Below are 18,807 nucleotides of genomic sequence, written 5' to 3'. Positions count from 1 at the left end.
GAGGAAAATATTTTGACCGATGACGTGACCCAGGTCGCGCAGGCGGCGATCGCCCGGCACGTGAGGGGCCTGCGGCAGGCCCGGCGCTGGTCGCTGGACGAGCTGGCCAGCCGGTCCGGGGTCAGCAAGGGCATGCTGGTGCAGATCGAGGGCGCCCGGACCAACCCGAGCATCGGCACGCTGTGCCGGATCGCGGAGTCGTTCGGGGTGAGCATCGGCCGGCTGCTGGAGTCCGAGCCGGAGCCGGTCGTGAAGATCGTCGGCGCGGACGAGCCGCCGGTGCTGTGGCGCGGCGGCGCGGGCGGGACCGGCCGGCTGCTGCGCGGCGTGAACGACCCCGCGTTCGTCGAGGTCTGGCAGTGGCGGATGCCACCCGGCGAGTCGCACGAGTCCGGCGACCACGCCACCGGTACCCGGGAGCTCATCCACCTGGAGCAGGGCTCGATCGTCGTGACGGTGGACGGCACCGAGCACGCGGTCGGCGAGGGGGAGACGATCGACTTCCGGGCGGACCGCCCCCACGCCTACCGCAACGCGGCTGCCGTGGAGGCGGTCCTCACGATGGTGGTCGTGATGCCCGAGGGCGAACGCGACCGGCGAAGCTAGACCTTCGCGACCCTGACCAGGACCGCCTGGCCGTCGCCGACCTCGCCGGCGAAGCCGCCGGTGGCCGCGCCGAGCTCGACGGAGTCCGCGAGGGTCTCCCCCGCGACGAACGCCCCGTGCACGGCGAGCGCCTCGTCCAGCCCGTCGCCCTGCACCAGCACGGTGATGCGGTCCGAGACGTTGAGGTCCGCCTCGCGGCGGGCCTGCTGCACGACCCTGACCAGGTCACGGGCCAGGCCCTCGACCGCAAGCTCCGGGGTGACGGTGCTGTCCAGCACCACCACGCCCTCGCCGCCGGGCAGCGGCGCCGACTGGGTCGGGTCCGACGCGACGAGCTTCAGGTCGTACTCGCCGTCGGCCAGGGCGACCCCGCCGGCCACCACGTCGCCGTCGGCGGAGCGCCGCCAGTCGCCGGCCTTGACCGCCTTGATCACCTGCTGGACGTCCTTGCCGAGGCGGGGGCCGAGCACGCGCGGCACCAGCGTCAGCACCGGCGTGCAGTGCGCGGCGACGTCGTCGGTGAACACGACCTCCTTGACGTTGACCTCGTCGGCGACGAGCGCGGCGAACGGTCGCAGCGCCTCCGCCCGCGGGGTCGCCACGGTCAGCGTCGACAGCGGCAGCCGCACCCGCAGGCCACGGGCCTTGCGCAGGGACAGCGCCGCCGAGCAGACCTCCCGTACCGCGTCCATGTCGGCGACCAGTGCGTGGTCGGCCGGGAAGTCCGCCGCCGACGGCCAGTCCGTCAGGTGCACCGAGCGCGCACCGGTCAGGCCGCGGTGGATCTCCTCCGCGGTCAGGGGCACGAGCGGCGCGACGACCTGCGTGAGCGTCGTCAGCACCGTGTACAGCGTGTCGAACGCGTCGCCGTCGCCGGACCAGAACCGGTCGCGGGAACGGCGCACGTACCAGTTGGTCAGCGCGTCGAGGTAGGCCCGGACCGTGCCGCAGGCGCCGGACAGGTCGTAGGCGTCCATCTGCTGCTGCACGGTCGCGACCAGCTCGCCGGTCTTGGCCAGGACGTAGCGGTCGAGCAGGTGCGTGCTGTCGGTGCGCCGGCGCGCGGTGTGGCCGTCGGCGTTGGCGTAGAGGGAGAAGAAGTACCAGACGTTCCACAGCGGCAGGAGCACCTGCCGGACCGCGTCGCGGATGCCGACCTCGGTGACCGGCATGTCGCCGCCGCGCAGCACCGGCGAGGCCACCAGGAACCAGCGCATCGCGTCGGAGCCGTACTCGTCGAACACCCGGTACACGTCGGGGTAGTTGCGCAGGCTCTTGGACATCTTGCGGCCGTCCTCGCCGAGCAGGATGCCGTGGCTGACGCAGTTGTTGAACGCGGGGCGGTCGAACAGCGCCGTGGCCAGCACGTGCATGGTGTAGAACCAGCCGCGGGTCTGACCGATGTACTCGACGATGAAGTCGCCCGGGTAGTGGTGCTCGAACCAGTCCCGGTTCTCGAACGGGTAGTGCACCTGGGCGAACGGCATCGACCCGGACTCGAACCAGCAGTCCAGGACCTCCGGGACGCGGCGCATCACGGACTGCCCGGTCGGGTCGTCCGGGTTGGGCCGGGTCAGGTTGTCGATCTCCGGGCGGTGCAGGTCGCCGGGGCGCACGCCGAAGTCGCGTTCGAGCTCGTCGAGGGAGCCGTACACGTCGACGCGCGGATACTGCGGGTCGTCGGACTTCCACACCGGGATCGGCGAGCCCCAGAACCGGTTCCGGCTGATCGACCAGTCGCGGGCGTTGGCCAGCCACTTGCCGAACGAGCCCTCCTTGATGTGCTCCGGCGTCCAGGTGATCTGCTGGTTGAGCTCCACCATCCGGTCGCGGAACGTGGACACGGCCACGAACCACGACGACACCGCCTTGTAGACCAGCGGCGTGTCGCAGCGCCAGCAGTGCGGGTAGGAGTGGGTGTAGGAGTCGTGGCGCACGACGACGCCGGCGGCCTTCAGGTCGCGGATGACCGGCTTGTTGGCCTCGAAGACCTGCAGCCCCTGATACGCGGGGACGACCGAGGTGAACCGGGTGTGCTCGTCGACGGTGACGACGGTGGGGATGCCGACCGACGCGCAGGCGGTCTGGTCGTCCTCGCCGAACGCCGGCGCCATGTGCACGACGCCGGTGCCGTCCTCGGTGGTGACGAAGTCCGCACCGAGGACCTGGAAGGCGTTGGGCGTCTCGGCCAGGAAGTCGAACAGCGGCGTGTACCGGCGGCCGACCAGCTCCGCGCCGCTGACCGTCCTGCGGAAGGTGGCGCCGGCCAGCTCCTTCTCGTAGGCGGCGACGCGCGACGACGCCAGGATGTACTGCTGCCCGTCCTCTTCGAAGACCGAGTACTCGATGTCCGGGCCGACCGCGAGGGCCAGGTTCGACGGCAGCGTCCACGGCGTGGTGGTCCAGGCGAGGATCTTCTCGCCGGTCTCCAGCTGGAACGCCACGGTCAGCGCCGGGTCCTGCCGGTCGCGGTAGACGTCGTCGTCCATGCGCAGCTCGGTGTTGGACAGCGGCGTCTCGCAGCGCCAGCAGTACGCCAGGACCCGGAAGCCCTCGTAGACGAGACCCTTCTCGTGCAGGGTCTTGAAGGCCCACATGACGCTTTCCATGTAGTCCAGGTCCAGCGTCTTGTAGTCGTTGGTGAAGTCGACCCAGCGCGCCTGGCGGGTGACGTAGCGCTCCCACTCGTTGGTGTAGCGCAGCACCGACTCCTTGGTCGCCGCGTTGAACTTGTCGACCCCCAGCTGCAGGATCTCGGCCTTGGTGGTGATGCCGAGCTGCTTCTCCGCCTCGACCTCGGCGGGCAGGCCGTGACAGTCCCAGCCGAAGCGCCGCTCGACCCGGAAGCCGCGCATCGACTTGTACCGGGGGACGACGTCCTTCACGTAGCCGGTCAGCAGGTGCCCGTAGTGCGGCAGGCCGTTGGCGAACGGCGGGCCGTCGTAGAAGACGAACTCGCCCCTGCCGTCGACGCCGGCGTCGCGCTGGTCGACGGAGGCCTCGAAGGTCTTGTCCGCGGCCCAGTAGTCCAGGACACCGCGCTCGACCTCGGGCAGGTTCGGGCTGGACGGCACGCCGTGAGCGGCGTTGTGCATCGGATAGGCCATCGGTGGTCGCGCTCCTCGCGTGTTGTCAGCTCGCTGAACTCCACGCGGGGACGAACCCTTGCAGGTCCGCGGTACCACCCCGCTTGCCACCTCTCGGTGGCCGCTCGTTGGCCGGCTGTCACGGGCCGGTGCCCGTCCGGGTCTAGTGAGGCCGGCATGGACCGGCCCGTTCTTCCGGAGGCTCGCCGGTGATGGCCGGGTCGATGCCTGTCCCCCCAGGATACCGCGCCGGTCACCCGGGTTTCCGGCAGCTTTCGGCGGCTGCCATAAAGAATAGTAAAGAAACCTTGACATTAAATCCGCGCTGGAGTTTCGTGACACCAAACGTCGACGCCCATCGACGTCACCCCCACCTGGAGCCACGATGCGTCCACGCAACATCGCCCTGCTCGCGGGCACCGCAGCGGCCGCGCTGACCCTCGCGGGGGTCGTCATCGCGCTGCCCGCCTCCGCCGCCGAGCTGCTGTCCAACCCCGGATTCGAGACCGGCAACGCCAACAACTGGAGCTGCGAGCCGTCCGCCGCCGTCACCTCCGGCGCAGCCCGGTCCGGCTCCTACAAGCTCGCCGGTACCCCCGGCGGCGCCACCGCCCGATGCCAGCAGACGGTGTCGGTCCAGCCGAACACGAAGTACACCTTCTCCGGCTACGTCAACGGCTCCTACGTCTTCATCGGCGTCACCGGCGGCGTCGACGCGAGCACCTGGACGCCCGGCACCGGCGGCGCCTACTCGCAGCTGTCGGTCGCGTTCACCACGGGGGCGGCGCAGACCTCCGCGGTCGTCTACGTCCACGGTTGGTACGGGCAGCCGGCCTACACCGCGGACGACTTCTCCCTGAGCGGCCCGGGCGGCACCCCACCGACGACCCTGGAACCGACCACCCCGTCGGCGTCGCCGTCGCGCTCGACCTCGCCGTCACCGTCCGTGTCGCCCTCGGCCTCGAAGTCCCCGTCGACCTCGCCGTCGCCGTCCACGTCGACGCCGCCGAGCCCGCTGCCGAAGCACTTCCTCACCGGCTACTGGCAGGACTTCGTCAACAGCGCGGCGAAGCTGAAGCTGCGCGACACGCCCAGCGAGTACGACCTCATCGACGTCGCGTTCGCCGAGACCGGCTCGCAGCCGGGCCAGCTCACGTTCGCGGTCGACCCGCAGCTCGCCGCGGCAGTCGGCGGCTACACCGACGCGGAGTTCAAGTCCGACATCGCCACCCTGCACGCCCGCGGCAAGAAGGTCATCCTGTCCGTCGGCGGCGAGGCCGGCCGGGTCAGCGTCGGCGACGCGACCGCCGCGACGAACTTCGCCAACAGCGCCTGGTCACTGATGCAGCAGTACGGCTTCGACGGCATCGACATCGACCTGGAGAACGGCCTCAACCCGACCTACATGGCGCAGGCGCTGCGCTCGCTGCGGGCCAAGGCCGGCGCGAACCTCATCATCACCATGGCGCCGCAGACGATCGACATGCAGTCCACCGGCGGCAGCTACTTCGCCCTGGCACTGTCCATCAAGGACATCCTGACGGTCGTGTACACCCAGTTCTACAACTCGGGCAGCATGCTCGGCTGCGACCAGATGGCCGCGTACTCGCAGGGCACCGTCAACTTCATGACCGCCCTGGCCTGCATCCAGCTGGAGAACGGGCTGCGGCCCGACCAGGTCGCCCTCGGCCTGCCGGCCGGACCCGGCGCCGCGGGCGGCGGCGTGGTCGCCCCGGCCCTGGTCAACCAGGCGCTGTCCTGCCTGGCGACCGGCAGCAACTGCGGCACGTTCAAGCCGCCGCACACCTACCCCGGCATCCGCGGCGCCATGACCTGGTCGATCAACTGGGACGTCACCAACGGCAACAACTTCGCCAGGACCGTCAAGCCGCACCTGGCGACCCTGCCCTAGCCTTTCTTCCCCAACACAGTGAGGAGGGCGGGTGTCCCAGCACCCGCCCTCCTCGCCCGTTCAGGATGATTTCTATTCCGCGAGCTCCGGGAACCACAGCGCGATCTCACGCTTCGCACTGTCGACCGAGTCCGACGCGTGCACGAGATTCTCACGGTTGGACAGCGAGAAATCGCCGCGGATGCTGCCGGGGACGGCCTTGCGGCCGTCGGTCGAGCCGATCAGGGTGCGGATGACGGCGATCGCCTCGTCGCCGGAGACGACCAGCGCGACCAGGTCACCGCTGGTCATGAAGTCGCGCAACGGCGGGTAGAAGTCCCGCTCGACGTGCTCGGCGTAGTGCTGGTCGGCGAGGGTCCGGTCCATGGTGCGCAGCCGCATCGCATCGATGGCGAGGCCCTTGCGCTCCAGGCGGCCGACGATCTCGCCGACGAGTCCACGACGCACGGCATCAGGCTTGATCAAAACGAGCGAGCGCTCGGCCACGACGTGCCTCCAAGATGGGTTCGGTACGCCTGCGAGCCTACCGAGCGTCACCGCCCCCGACCCGCCAGGGTGCCGAAGACTTCCGTTCCGGCGATGATCAGGCATAGCCTGATGTCAGTCGTCTGGGGAGGTCGACTTGCCGTCCAGCAATCGTGCACAGGACACCGGCAGCAGGAAACTCGTGATCGCACTGCTCATCGTGGTCGGCGGTTTCCTGGCATTCTGCGGATTGGGTATGACCAACGCCTTGGTGGTCGCGTCGGGCATCATCCTGGCCGCGGCCGGTCCGGTGCTGATCCTTGTCCTGAACTCGCGCAACAAGGTGCGCCAATACGTCTACGGCACAGCGAGGGTCGCCGATATCTCGCCGCGTCCCACGACCGACGGCCGCACCGCCCGCGGGCGGCTCAAGCTCGTCGTCAGGGCCACCGGCGTCAACGGCGTCACGGTGTCCACCGTCGACCCGGCGATCCCGCTCGACAAGTGGCCCGACGCCGGCGCGACCCTGCCCGTCCAGGTCCTCAAGGGCAACCCGCGCAAGCTCGCCGTGGTCTGGGACAAGGTCCAGTCGCACCAGGACGCCCAGGCGTCGGAGCGCCGGCCCACCGGCGGCAGCGCCCCCCGCTACTCCCTGGACGGCGACGAGGTCGACGTCATCACCGACTCCCCGACCGACGAGTACGAGCGCCGGCAGGCCGCCCGCGGGCACGGCGGCGGTGGCCTCAACGGCGGCGGCCCGTCGTTCGAGCGGCCGGCCGACGACCTGCCGCCCGACGACCGCCCCACGCTCACCGACCTGCCCCCGATCACGGCGCCGGTCATCGAGCCGGTCCGGCTGTCCGGCCGCGGCGACCGGACCGGGCAGACGCGCCCCGCCCCGCGACCGACATCCCCCGCGCCGTCGCCCGGCGCGACGGGCGCGGGTCCGACCGGCACGACGGCCGCCGTCGCGTTCGCCGAGCCGGGCGACCCCGCGGCGAGTTCCGGCGGGTCCGCCGGGCCTTCCGCGTCCGCCCGGCCCTCCGGATCCGCCGGGCCCAAGGCGTCCGCCGGCTCCGCCGAGATGGTCGAGGTCGCCGCAGAGCAGGCCGGCGCACGGCCGGCGCATGCGGCCGTCGTCACCGAGGACACCCCGCCGATGGTGGTCCGGCTCCCGTCCAGCCCCGTGCGCGGAGGCGCCCGCCGCAGGCCGAGCCCGCGGCCCCGGCCCGGCACCCACGACCGCGGCCCCGGCCGGTCCGTGCAGTCGCCCGCCGCCCCGGCGCCGGAGGAGACCCCGGCGGTGGTGACGGAGGCCGCACCGACGACGTACACGATCCCGGAGGCCGGTTCGCCGCTCTCCCCGCCACCGGACCTGCCGGCCTCGGACTTCCCCGCGGAGCAGGTCGCCGACCCGGGCACCGGGCCGGCCGAGGCCGTGACGATGACCAAGCCCGCCGGCACGACCCGGACCACGACCGGTGCCGGGCCTTCGGCCGGCACCGTCCCTGCCGAGGTCGCCGAGGTCGCCGCGGGCGCCGACGTCGCCGAGCCCGCCACGGTCGCCGAGCCCGAGGCGGAGGCGGCACCTGAGGCGGAGACCGCGGTCGAGGGCGGCGCGGACGTGCCCGGCGACCGCCCGGCGGGCACCGCCGCCCTCGCGTCCGGGATCACCTGGTGGCCGGACCGCGAGATGGAGCAGCTGCCGACCAGGGTCCCGCGCATCGAGCACATCCCGGTCGCCGACACCGACCCGCTGCCGCCCGCCGACCCGCTGCCGCCCATCTCGGCGGGGCCGGCACCCGTGGTGGTCCCGCCGACGCCGCTGCGGACCGCCAACGAGGCGTCGGCCGCCACCGCCGAACCGAGCACCGAGCCGGCCACCGACCCGGCGTCCACGGGCGCGCGTGACGGGTCCGCCGACGGCGCCGCCACGACGCGGCCGTGGGGTGCGGTGGACGCCAACGGGCGGCCGGAGCGCACGACGTCGGCGTGGTCGGGCAACGGGCACTCCCGCGACGCGGTGCCGCTCGGCGCCGGCATGTTCGGCGCCCCGCCGGTCTGGCCGAAGCCCGCCACCGTCGACGACGAGGACGACGAGCCCGTCACCCCGGATCCGTACGCGACGGAGCACTACGTCGACGACGCACCAGAGGACCAACTGGAGGAGCAGCCGCCGTCGGAGGGTGCGGTGGGGCAGTTCCTGGCCACCGAGCAGCGCCAGCAGTCGATGCCGCTCGACGGGGTCAACGGGGTGAGCATCACGCTGATCGTGTCGGACCTGGACCGGTCCCGGCGGTTCTACCGGGACACGCTCGGCCTGACCGAGCTCGACAGCGGCGAGGCGGCCGCGGTCCTGGCGACCGGCGACGCCAGGGTGGTGCTGCGGCGGGTCGCGGACATGCCCCCGGTCGACCGCCGCGTCGTCCACCTCAACCTCGAGGTGCCCGACGTCTACGAGGCATACGAGCGGCTCCGCGAGCAGGGCGTCGACTTCGTCCACCGGCCGCGGGTCGTCCCGCAGGGCGAGCAGCTGGAGCTGTGCTCGGCCACGTTCCGCGACCCCGACGGCCACGCGATCGCCCTGACGAAGTGGGAGCTGCGCCGCTAGGCGTACCGCTGGAGGGTCTCCTCGGCGGTGCGGCGCATCAGGTCGCGCAGCTCCGCCGGGGCCAGCACCTCCACGTCCGGGCCGAAGCGGCCGAGGTCGACACGGGCGTGTTCGAGCGACTCGATCGGCATGACGATGCGGACCCAGCCGTCGGCGTCGGGCGGGCCGGCGGTGTCGCGCAGCGCCCGTTCGGCGACGGGGCCGAGCATCCACCACATGCTGGCGGCCCTCGGCCCGACGAGGACGGTCGCGTCGCCGCCGCGGTACAGGGTGCGCTGGAGCCGGTCGGACCACTCGGTCCAGTAGCCGCGCAGGTCGAAGTCCCCGGGGCGCTCGAACGTGGCGTCGAGGACGTCGACGGTGTCGATGCGGGAGATCCGGTAGGCGTTGACGCGTTCCCTCCCACGGGCCACGACGTACCAGGCGGTGCCCTTCAGGACCAGGCCGAGGGCCTCCAGGGTCCGCTCGACCTGGGTGCCGTCCCATTTGCGGTACAGGACCCGCAGCCGCCGCTGATCCCAGACGGCGCCGGCGACCGCGTCGAGGTGCGGCGGGGCCTCCGGGTCGCGGAACCAGCCGGGCGCGTCGACGTGGACGCGTTCCTGGATGCGGGCCGCCATGGTGCGCTGTTCGAGCGGCATCGCGGCGAGGAGCTTGAGCTGCGCCGCGTCGAGGGTGGACCCGAGGCCGAGGTGCCCGGCGGTGGCGCCGCTGCCGGCGAGGAACAGCGCGGCGGCCTCGTCGGTCGTGAGCCCGGTCAGGGTGGTCCGGTAGCCGTCGACGAGCTGGTAGCCGCCGGCGGGTCCGCGGTCGGCGTACACGGGGACACCGGACGCCGACAGCGCCTCGATGTCGCGGTACACGGTGCGGACGGACACCTCGAGCTCGTCGGCGATCTGCTGCGCGGTGAGCCGGCCCCGGGTCTGCAGCAGCAGGAGCGTGGACAGCAGCCGGCTCGCCCGCATGGGTCAGGGTTTGTTCGCGTAGACGGCCCGCCGCACGTACAACACGTAGGCCCAGGTCAGCCCGAAGACGATGCCGAGGGCGAGCAGCGACCAGTGCAGGACGCCGCCCGCGAGGAGCGCGACCGGCACGACCAGCGCGGCCGGCCACGCCCAGTTGTGCCGCAGCAGCCCGCACAGGGCGAAGCTCAGCACGGCCAGGCCCGCGCAGAGCCAGATCGCCGCGGTGGACTGGCCGAGCTTCGCCAGCGGCAGCAGCGCGAGCAGCAGGACCACCCCGAACACGACGAGGGCCGACGCCCCGACGCCGCGCACGGCACCGCCGGGGTTCTTCAGCCCGGCGGGGCCGGGCTCTGGATCGCTCACAGCGTCACCTTCGCCGCGCTCCGGACCGCTCACAACGTCACCTCCGCTGCGCTCCGGCGCCGCCGTGAGCCAAACCTGCGCCCATGATGCGCGGCTCCTCCGCTGCGCTCCGGACCGCTCACAACGTCACCTCCGCTGCGCTCCGGCGCCGCCGTGAGCCAAACCTGCGCCCATGATGCGCGGCTCCTCCGCTACGCTCCGGACCGCTCATCGCTTCAGCAGCCCGCGGGCGTCGGCGACGGTGACGACCGAGCCGGTGATGAGGATGCCGATGGTGCCGGGGACGGCGTTGTCGGACTCGGCGAGGGTGACCGCGGTGTCGATCGCGTCGGGGAAGTCCGGCACGACGTGGACCCGCTCGGGGCCGTACAGCTCCTCGGCGATGGCGCCGAGCTGCGCGGCGGACATGCCCCGCGGGGAGCTGTTGCGGGTGCAGACGATGCTCTCGGTGATCGGTTCGAGCAGCTCCAGCATGCCTTCGACGTCCTTGTCGGCGAGCGCCGCGACGACGGCGACGAGGCCGTTGAACGCGAACTCCTCGTTGAGCGCGCGGACGGTGGCCCGCATGCCGGCGGCGTTGTGGGCCGCGTCGACGAGGATCGGCGGGGACTTGCGGACCCGCTCGAGCCGGCCGGGTGAGGTCGCGCCGCCGAACCCGTCGCGGACGGACTCGGCGTTGAGGGCGCGCTCGTTGCCGGCGCCGAGGAACGTCTCGACGGCGGCGAGCGCGATCGCCGCGTTCTGCGCCTGGTGCTCGCCGTGCAGCGGCAGGAAGATGCCCTCATACGTCCCGGAGAGCCCCCGCAGCGTCAGGACCTGGCCGCCGACGGCGAGGTCGCGCTGGACGACGCCGAACTCGCGGCCTTCCCGGGCGATGGTCGCGCTGACCTCGGCGCAGCGCTCCAGGATCGGGCGCATCGCCTCCTCCGGCTGCGTGGCGCAGATCAGCGTGGATCCCTTGTAGATGATCCCGGCCTTTGCCAGGGCGATGTCCTCGATGGTGTCGCCGAGCCACTCGGTGTGGTCGAGGCCGATCGGGGTGATCACGGTCGTCTGCGCCTGCAGCACGTTGGTGGAGTCGTCGGCGCCGCCGAGCCCGACCTCGATGACGGCGACGTCGACGGGCGCGTCGGCGAACGCCGCGAACGCCATCGCCGTCGTCATGTCGAAGTACGTCAGCGGCGCGTCGTGCCGCGTGTCGAGGTATTCGGCGAGCGGCTGGACCTCGTCGTAGATCTCGACGAACCGGTCCTCGCTGATCGGCTCGTCCTCGATGCTGATCCGCTCCCGGATCGTCTGCAGGTGCGGGCTGGTGTACCGCCCGGTCCGCAGCCCGTGGGCGCGCAGCAGCGAGTCGATCATCCTGGCGGTCGACGTCTTGCCGTTGGTGCCGGTGATGTGGATCGCCGGATACGCCCGCTGAGGGTTGCCCAGCAGGTCGAGCAGGGCCTCGATGCGGCCGAGGTCGAACACCATGCGGGTGAAGCCCCGGCCGTTGAGCTCCTGGTCGACCTCGGTGAACCGGCTCATGCCGTCGCCTCCGCCGCGCTGCGCTGCGGGCCGCTCACAGTGCGTCCAACTGCCCGGTGATGCGGGCCAGGTCGGCCTCGGCGGCGGCGAGCCGCTGCCGGATCTTCTCCACGACCGGCTCGGGGGCCTTGTCGGTGAACGCCGGGTTGTCGAGCTTCGCCCGGCACTGCGCGGCTTCCTTCTCCGCGGCGGCCTTGTCCTTGCCCAGCCGGGCCCGCTCGGCGGCGACGTCGATCGTGCCGCGGGTGTCGAGCTCGACGGTGACGCCGACGCCCACGCTGAGCTTCGCGGTCGCCGCGAACTCCGCGCCGGGCGCCTCGAGGCGCGCCAGGGACCGGATGAGGCCCTCGTGCGCGGCGAGACCCGCGGCGTCGAGGCCCTCCAGGCGGGCGACGACCCGCTGGGCCGGCTTGACACCCTGGTCCGCCCGGAACCGGCGGACCTCGGTGACGACCCGCTGCAGGTCGGCGACCTCCTTCTCGGCGGCGTCGTTGACCAGCGCCTGGTCCGCGGCCGGCCACTGGGCCCGCACGAGGGTCGGCGCACCCGTGAGCGTCGTCCACAGCTCCTCGGTGACGAACGGCGTGATCGGGTGGAGCAGCCGCAGCAGGTTGTCCAGCACGTGGCCCAGCACCCTCTGCCGCTGCGGGGTCATGGCCGGCTTCGACAGCTCCAGATACCAGTCGCAGACGTCGTCCCACGCGAAGTGATACAGCGTGTCGCAGACCTTCGCCAGCTCATACGCCTCGAACTGCTCGTCGACCTCGGCGATGACGTGCTGGAGCCGGGACAGGATCCACCGGTCGACGGTCGACAGCCCCTCGGTCGGCAGGTCGCCCTCGACGGTCGCGCCGTTGGACAGGCCGAACCGGGTCGCATTCCACAGCTTGTTGCAGAAGTTGCGGGCGCCCTGCACCCACTCCTCGCTGACGGGCACGTCCGCGCCGGGGTTGGCGCCGCGGGCGAGGGTGAAGCGGGTCGCGTCGGCGCCGAACCGGTCGATCCAGTCCAGCGGGTCCACGACGTTGCCGAACGACTTCGACATCTTCTTGCCGTGCTGGTCGCGGACCATGCCGTGGAGCATGACGACGTCGAACGGCTGCCGGCCGTCCATCGCATACAGCCCGAACATCATCATCCGGGCGACCCAGAAGAACAGGATGTCGTAGCCGGTGACCAGGACGCTGGTCGGGTAGAACTTCGCCAGGTCCGGGGTCTCGTCGGGCCAGCCGAGCGTGGAGAACGGCCACAGCGCCGAGGAGAACCAGGTGTCCAGCACGTCCTGGTCCTGGGTCCAGCCGTCGCCGGTGGGCGCCTGCTCGTCAGGGCCCACGCAGACCACTTCGCCCTGTGGCCCGTACCAGACCGGGATCCGGTGCCCCCACCACAACTGGCGGGAAATGCACCAGTCGTGCATGTTGTCGACCCAGCCGAAGTAGCGCTTGGTCAGCTCCGGCGGCTCCACCCGGACCCGCCCGTCGCGGACGGCGTCGCCGGCGGCCTTCGCCAGGGGCCCGGTCCGCACGAACCACTGCAGCGACAGCCGCGGCTCGACGGTGGTGCCGCAGCGCTGGCAGTGCCCGACGGCGTGCATATACGGCCGCTTCTCCGCGACGATGCGCCCCTCGGCGCGCAGCGCGGCGACGATGGCGGGCCGCGCCTCGAAGCGGTCCTGGCCGAGGAACGGGCCGTGGACGGTGATGACGCCGTGCTCGTCCATGACGGTGAGGCTGGGCAGGTCGTGCCGCTGGCCGATCTCGAAGTCGTTGGGGTCGTGCGCGGGGGTCACCTTGACCGCGCCGGTGCCGAACGCCGGGTCGACGTGCGGGTCGGCGACGATCGGGATGCGGCGGCCGGTGAGCGGCAGCTCGACCTCGGTGCCGACGAGGTGCTTGTAGCGCTCGTCGTCGGGGTGCACGGCGACCGCGGTGTCACCGAGCATCGTCTCCGCCCGGGTGGTGGCCACGACGATCGCGTCGGCGCCGTCGCCGTAACGGATGGAGACCAGCTCACCGTCGTCGTCGGAGTGCTCGACCTCGATGTCGGACAGCGCGGTCAGGCAGCGCGGGCACCAGTTGATGATGCGCTCGGCCCGGTAGATGAGCCCGTCGTCGAACAGCCGCTTGAAGATGGTGAGGACGGCACGGGACAGCCCCTCGTCCATCGTGAACCGCTCGCGGCTCCAGTCGACCGAGTCGCCGAGGCGGGTCATCTGGCCGAGGATCTTGCCGCCGGACTCGGTCTTCCACTGCCAGACCTTCTCCACGAACGCCTCACGGCCCAGGTCGTGCCTGGACTGGCCGGCCGCGGCCAGCTGGCGCTCCACCACGTTCTGCGTGGCGATGCCGGCGTGGTCCATGCCGGGCAGCCACAGCGCCTCGAAGCCCTGCATCCGCTTGCGGCGGGTGAGCGCGTCCTGGACGGTGTGGTCGAGGGCATGGCCGATGTGCAGCGACCCGGTCACGTTCGGCGGAGGCAGCACGATCGCGAACGCGGGCTTGTCGCTGGCCGCGTCGGCCTTGAACAGACCGTCGGCGACCCATTGCTCATACCGCCGCTGCTCTACCTCTCCTGGCGCATACTGGGCCGAGAGCACCGAGGCAGTGGGGGCGGTCGGCTCGGCATCGCCGGGCGTCCGTTGAGTCTCCGTCACATAGCGAGTCTAGAACTTCGCATGTGGGGTCTACGCTCGCCAGTGCCCCCTCACTCAGGAGACCGATCGACGGTGACTTACCCGCCTCGCCCGTCCGACGACGAGCCACGTTCGCAGCCGTTCCAGCCGCAGTCATATGACCTGGCGCCGGAGTTCGGCACGCAACAGACTCCGAGTGACGGGTCCTATCAGCAGCAGCCCGGACCGTACGGCCCGCCGCAGTCGTATCCGGCCCAGCACCAGTACCAGCAGCCGGCGTATCAGGATCCGTACCAGCAGTCGGCGCCGCCGTATCAGCAGCCTGCCTACCAGCAGCAGCCGGCCTTCCCCGGTCCCGGGCCCGCCTACGCGCCGCCCCCGCCGGCCCCGCCGCGCAAGCGCAAAGGGCTGAAGATCACCCTCGGCATCATCGGCGCCCTGTTCCTGGTCTGCGGCGTGCTCTCCTGCGTGTTCCTCTACCCGTTCATCGACGCGGCCAACACCGCGGTGACGGCCCCGGACACGCTGCCGGGCGGTCTCACCAAGGAGACGTCCGCCGACATGCAGAAGATCGTCGACGAGATGGAGCGTGACCTGCGTAACGACGTCGGCGACGTCGACCAGGTCGCGGCGGGCATCTACAGCAACGGCGACCCGCAGAAGCTGGTCGTCCTCGTCGCCGCGACCTCCACGGTCCTCTTCCCGGACGACGAGGTCGACGACGCGTTCAGCGGCTTCAACGCGACCGCCGCCGACGGCGGTGTCAGCGGTCAGACCAGCTACCCGGCCGGCGACCTCGGCGGCACGGTGAAGTGCGCGACCGGCACCGAGGACGAGCTGGCCATGACCCTGTGCGCGTGGGCCGACCACGGCAGCGTCGGCATCGCGATCTTCATCGGACGCGACCTCCAGGAGTCGGCGGACCTGTTCCTGCAGATCCGGCCAGCCGTCGAGACCCGCTGATTGTCGCTTTCCCAGGTGTACGGGTGGGGTCGGGCCGCAACGGTCCGGCCCCGCTGTGTGTGCCGCCCCTTGCTACGCTGCGCCGATGGTCGATCTTCCGGGTATCTCCGACGACGACTCCTCCACAGTCGATGAGGAGGGGACCGGCTCGTCGATCAATGTGAAGAAGGTCGCGCTCATCTGCGGCGCCCTCGCCGGTGTCGCGCTGCTCGGCTCCGCGGTCGTTTTCGGCCCGACGGTCCTGCGCGTGACCCAGCAGAACGACACGACGGTCACGACGCCGGCGCAGGTCGGCGCGTTCACGATGGACTCCTCCGACGACGCGAAGAACACCGCGGAGTACGTACGGGACGCCATCGCCGCCGAGGTGAACCTCGACAAGAGCGTCGGCGCCATCTACAAGGACCAGGCGCAGACCGTCATCCTCGTCGCCGGCACCGCCCGGGTGTGGAAGCCGGAGAGCTCGCTCAGCACCGCCTTCAAGGCGATCTCCGACGACAGCGGCGCCGTGCGCGACGTCCGCGACGTCGACGCGGGCAGCCTCGGCGGCGTCATGCGGTGCGGGGTGACCGTCGACAAGGAGGGCGAGATCGCGGTGTGCGGCTGGGCCGACAACGGCTCGGTGGCCGTCGCCCTCTTCCCCGGCCGTCCCGTCGCCGACGCGGCGAAGGCGATGCTGGAGCTGCGCAACGCGGTCGAGCACCGCTGAGCCCGGCGTTTCTGGTCAGGAAACGACGATAGGCCCCCACTTCCGTGGGGGCCTATCGCGAAAATTTGTCCGGCGGCGTCCTACTCTCCCACACTCTCTCGGGTGCAGTACCATCGGCGCTGGAGGGCTTAGCTTCCGGGTTCGGAATGGGACCGGGCGTTTCCCCTCCGCTATGGCCGCCGTAACACTATGAACCTGTCAACCACCGCACACCCTGCCCGCCGTCGCCGGCTGCAGGGGTGCGTTCTGGTGTTGGTTCAGAATCACACAGTGGATGCGTTGTCTCATAAAGCTTTGTGTATGAGGTCAAGTCCTCGGCCTATTAGTACCGGTCAGCTCAAACCTGTTACCAGGCTTCCACTTCCGGCCTATCAACCCAGTGGTCTAACTGGGGGCCTTAACCCTCAAGGGGTGGGATACCTCATCTCGAAGCGAGCTTCCCGCTTAGATGCTTTCAGCGGTTATCCCTTCCGAACGTAGCCAACCAGCCGTGCTCTTGGCAGAACAACTGGCACACCAGAGGTTCGTCCGTCCCGGTCCTCTCGTACTAGGGACAGCCCTTCTCAAGTATCCTACGCGCGCGGCGGATAGGGACCGAACTGTCTCACGACGTTCTAAACCCAGCTCGCGTACCGCTTTAATGGGCGAACAGCCCAACCCTTGGGACCTACTCCAGCCCCAGGATGCGACGAGCCGACATCGAGGTGCCAAACCATCCCGTCGATATGGACTCTTGGGGAAGATCAGCCTGTTATCCCCGGGGTACCTTTTATCCGTTGAGCGACACCGCTTCCACCTGCCAGTGCCGGATCACTAGTCCCGACTTTCGTCCCTGCTCGACCTGTCAGTCTCACAGTCAAGCCCCCTTGTGCACTTGCACTCAACACCTGATTGCCAACCAGGCTGAGGGAACCTTTGGGCGCCTCCGTTACATTTTAGGAGGCAACCGCCCCAGTTAAACTACCCACCAGACACTGTCCCTGAACCGGATCACGGTCCGAAGTTAGATACCCAAATCCAACAGAGTGGTATTTCAAGCTTGCCTCCACAACCACTGGCGTGGCCGCTTCACAGGCTCCCACCTATCCTACACAATCGAATTCGAGTACCAATGTCAAGCTATAGTGAAGGTCCCGGGGTCTTTCCGTCCTGCCGCGCGTAACGAGCATCTTTACTCGTAGTGCAATTTCGCCGGGCCTGTGGTTGAGACAGTGGGGAAGTCGTTACGCCATTCGTGCAGGTCGGAACTTACCCGACAAGGAATTTCGCTACCTTAGGATGGTTATAGTTACCACCGCCGTTTACTGGCGCTTAAGTTCTCCGCTTCGCCCTCACGGACTAACAGGTCCCCTTAACGTTCCAGCACCGGGCAGGCGTCAGTCCATATACATCGTCTTACGACTTCGCATGGACCTGTGTTTTTAGTAAACAGTCGCTTCCCCCTGGTCTCTGCGGCCACCAACCGCTCCACCAGCATGTGGTCTCACCATCGGTGGCCCCCCTTCTCCCGAAGTTACGGGGGCAATTTGCCGAGTTCCTTAACCACAGTTCGCCCGATCGCCTCGGTATTCTCTACCTGACCACCTGTGTCGGTTTGGGGTACGGGCCGCTCGAAACTCGCTAGAGGCTTTTCTCGGCAGCATGGGATCACTGACTTCGCCTGAAACGGCTCCGCTTCACGTCTCACCCTCAAGCAGTACGGATTTGCCTATACTGCGGGCTACACGCTTGCCCCGGCACAACCACCGGCCGGGTCCAGCTACCCTCCTGCGTCACCCCATCGCTTGCCTACTACCACCCAAGTTCCCAACATCAACCCATCAACCCGAAGGTCTCAAAGCATCCGGAGGTTAGTACAAGCGGGTCCGGCATGGACGCTTCTACGCGGGTACGGGAATATCAACCCGTTATCCATCGACTACGCCTCTCGGCCTCGCCTTAGGCCCCGACTCACCCAGGGCGGATTAGCCTGGCCCTGGAACCCTTGGTCATCCGGCGGCAGGGTTTCTCACCCTGCTTTCGCTACTCATGCCTGCATTCTCACTCGCGTCACCTCCACGGCTGGATCACTCCGCCGCTTCACCGGTGACACGACGCTCCCCTACCCATCCACACACCTGGACCTCACCCCGAAAGGATCAGCCGGGTTATCATGTGAATGCCACAGCTTCGGCGGTGTGCTTGAGCCCCGCTACATTGTCGGCGCGGAACCACTTGACCAGTGAGCTATTACGCACTCTTTCAAGGGTGGCTGCTTCTAAGCCAACCTCCTGGTTGTCTATGCGACCCCACATCCTTTACCACTTAGCACACGCTTAGGGGCCTTAGCTGGTGATCTGGGCTGTTTCCCTCTCGACTACGAAGCTTATCCCCCGCAGTCTCACTGCCACGCTCTCACTTACCGGCATTCGGAGTTTAGTTGACTTCAGTAAGCTTGTAGGCCCCCTAGGCCATCCAGTGCTCTACCTCCGGCAAGAAACACGTGACGCTGCACCTAAATGCATTTCGGGGAGAACCAGCTATCACGGAGTTTGATTGGCCTTTCACCCCTAACCACAGGTCATCCCCCAACTTTTCAACGTTGGTGGGTTCGGCCCTCCACGCGGTCTTACCCGCGCTTCAGCCTGCCCATGGCTAGATCACTCCGCTTCGGGTCTAGGACACGCGACTGAACGCCCTATTCAGACTCGCTTTCGCTACGGCTCCCCCACACGGGTTAACCTCGCCACGTATCACTAACTCGCAGGCTCATTCTTCAAAAGGCACGCCGTCACCCCCGACCCCAAAAGGCCAGGACGCTCCGACGGATTGTAGGCGCACGGTTTCAGGTACTATTTCACTCCCCTCCCGGGGTACTTTTCACCTTTCCCTCACGGTACTCGTCCGCTATCGGTCATCAGGGAGTATTTAGGCTTACCAGGTGGTCCTGGCAGATTCACGGCAGATTACAGGAGTCCGCCGCTAC

At 69.4% G+C, this 18,807-nt stretch carries 11 protein-coding genes and 2 rRNA genes (1 of these 13 running past the window's edge); 5 read left to right on the top strand and 8 right to left on the bottom strand.

Going from position 1 to position 18,807, the window contains the following annotated elements:
* The first annotated feature begins 12 nt into the window (after window positions 1-12).
* Window positions 13-606 carry a helix-turn-helix domain-containing protein gene (locus OHA72_RS15770; RefSeq protein WP_327008569.1) on the top strand — a complete coding sequence of 198 codons (594 nt, stop codon included), beginning with the start codon at window positions 13-15 and terminating at the stop codon, window positions 604-606.
* On the opposite strand, the gene ileS is transcribed toward OHA72_RS15770, so the two are convergent.
* Window positions 603-3,713, bottom strand: a complete 3,111-nt coding sequence (ileS, locus tag OHA72_RS15765; protein WP_327008568.1) for an isoleucine--tRNA ligase — start codon at window positions 3,711-3,713, stop codon at window positions 603-605. The two genes, OHA72_RS15770 and ileS, sit on opposite strands and share 4 nt — an antisense overlap.
* Window positions 3,714-4,077: 364 nt before the next feature.
* On the opposite strand from ileS, the gene OHA72_RS15760 reads away from it, so the two are divergent.
* Window positions 4,078-5,604: a chitinase gene (locus OHA72_RS15760; RefSeq protein ID WP_327008567.1), complete on the top strand. Its 1,527-nt coding sequence runs from the start codon at window positions 4,078-4,080 to the stop codon at window positions 5,602-5,604.
* A gap of 72 nt (window positions 5,605-5,676) precedes the next feature.
* Here OHA72_RS15760 and ndk read toward each other — a convergent pair whose 3' ends face one another.
* On the bottom strand, window positions 5,677-6,090 hold the full coding sequence (ndk, locus tag OHA72_RS15755; protein ID WP_327008566.1) for a nucleoside-diphosphate kinase: 414 nt from the start codon (window positions 6,088-6,090) through the stop codon (window positions 5,677-5,679).
* A 235-nt stretch (window positions 6,091-6,325) separates the two neighbouring features.
* Here ndk and OHA72_RS15750 point away from each other — a divergent pair, with 235 nt between their 5' ends.
* Window positions 6,326-8,680, top strand: a complete 2,355-nt coding sequence (locus tag OHA72_RS15750) for a VOC family protein (RefSeq protein ID WP_327008565.1) — start codon at window positions 6,326-6,328, stop codon at window positions 8,678-8,680.
* On the opposite strand, the gene OHA72_RS15745 is transcribed toward OHA72_RS15750, so the two are convergent.
* From OHA72_RS15745 to OHA72_RS15730, 4 genes are all read right to left on the bottom strand, one after another.
* Window positions 8,677-9,645 carry a helix-turn-helix transcriptional regulator gene (locus OHA72_RS15745; RefSeq protein ID WP_327008564.1) on the bottom strand — a complete coding sequence of 323 codons (969 nt, stop codon included), beginning with the start codon at window positions 9,643-9,645 and terminating at the stop codon, window positions 8,677-8,679. The two genes, OHA72_RS15750 and OHA72_RS15745, sit on opposite strands and share 4 nt — an antisense overlap.
* Before the next feature lie 3 nt (window positions 9,646-9,648).
* Window positions 9,649-10,008 (bottom strand): DUF4233 domain-containing protein, encoded by a 360-nt coding sequence (locus OHA72_RS15740; protein ID WP_327008563.1) that lies wholly within the window; start codon window positions 10,006-10,008, stop codon window positions 9,649-9,651.
* 207 nt (window positions 10,009-10,215) lie between these two features.
* The gene (locus tag OHA72_RS15735) at window positions 10,216-11,538 is read right to left on the bottom strand and encodes a bifunctional folylpolyglutamate synthase/dihydrofolate synthase (RefSeq protein ID WP_327008562.1); all 1,323 of its coding nucleotides are present in this window, start codon (window positions 11,536-11,538) and stop codon (window positions 10,216-10,218) included.
* Window positions 11,539-11,572: 34 nt separating this feature from the next.
* On the bottom strand, window positions 11,573-14,191 hold the full coding sequence (locus OHA72_RS15730) for a valine--tRNA ligase (RefSeq protein WP_327008561.1): 2,619 nt from the start codon (window positions 14,189-14,191) through the stop codon (window positions 11,573-11,575).
* Window positions 14,192-14,263: 72 nt separating this feature from the next.
* Between OHA72_RS15730 and OHA72_RS15725 the strand changes: the two genes are divergently transcribed.
* Window positions 14,264-15,133, top strand: a complete 870-nt coding sequence (locus tag OHA72_RS15725; protein WP_327008560.1) for a hypothetical protein — start codon at window positions 14,264-14,266, stop codon at window positions 15,131-15,133.
* Window positions 15,134-15,218: 85 nt separating this feature from the next.
* On the top strand, window positions 15,219-15,842 hold the full coding sequence (locus tag OHA72_RS15720) for a hypothetical protein (RefSeq protein ID WP_327008559.1): 624 nt from the start codon (window positions 15,219-15,221) through the stop codon (window positions 15,840-15,842).
* 67 nt (window positions 15,843-15,909) lie between these two features.
* Here the strand turns inward: OHA72_RS15720 and rrf are convergent.
* A 5S ribosomal RNA gene (gene rrf, locus OHA72_RS15715) occupies window positions 15,910-16,026 on the bottom strand.
* Window positions 16,027-16,144: 118 nt separating this feature from the next.
* A 23S ribosomal RNA gene (locus OHA72_RS15710) occupies window positions 16,145-18,807 on the bottom strand; it runs 459 nt beyond the window's last position.

The organism is Dactylosporangium sp. NBC_01737 (assembly GCF_035963215.1).
Classification (GTDB): Bacteria; Actinomycetota; Actinomycetes; order Mycobacteriales; family Micromonosporaceae; genus Dactylosporangium.
Note: the sequence above shows the minus strand (reverse complement) of the source record. Positions and strands in the feature narration are given on the sequence as shown.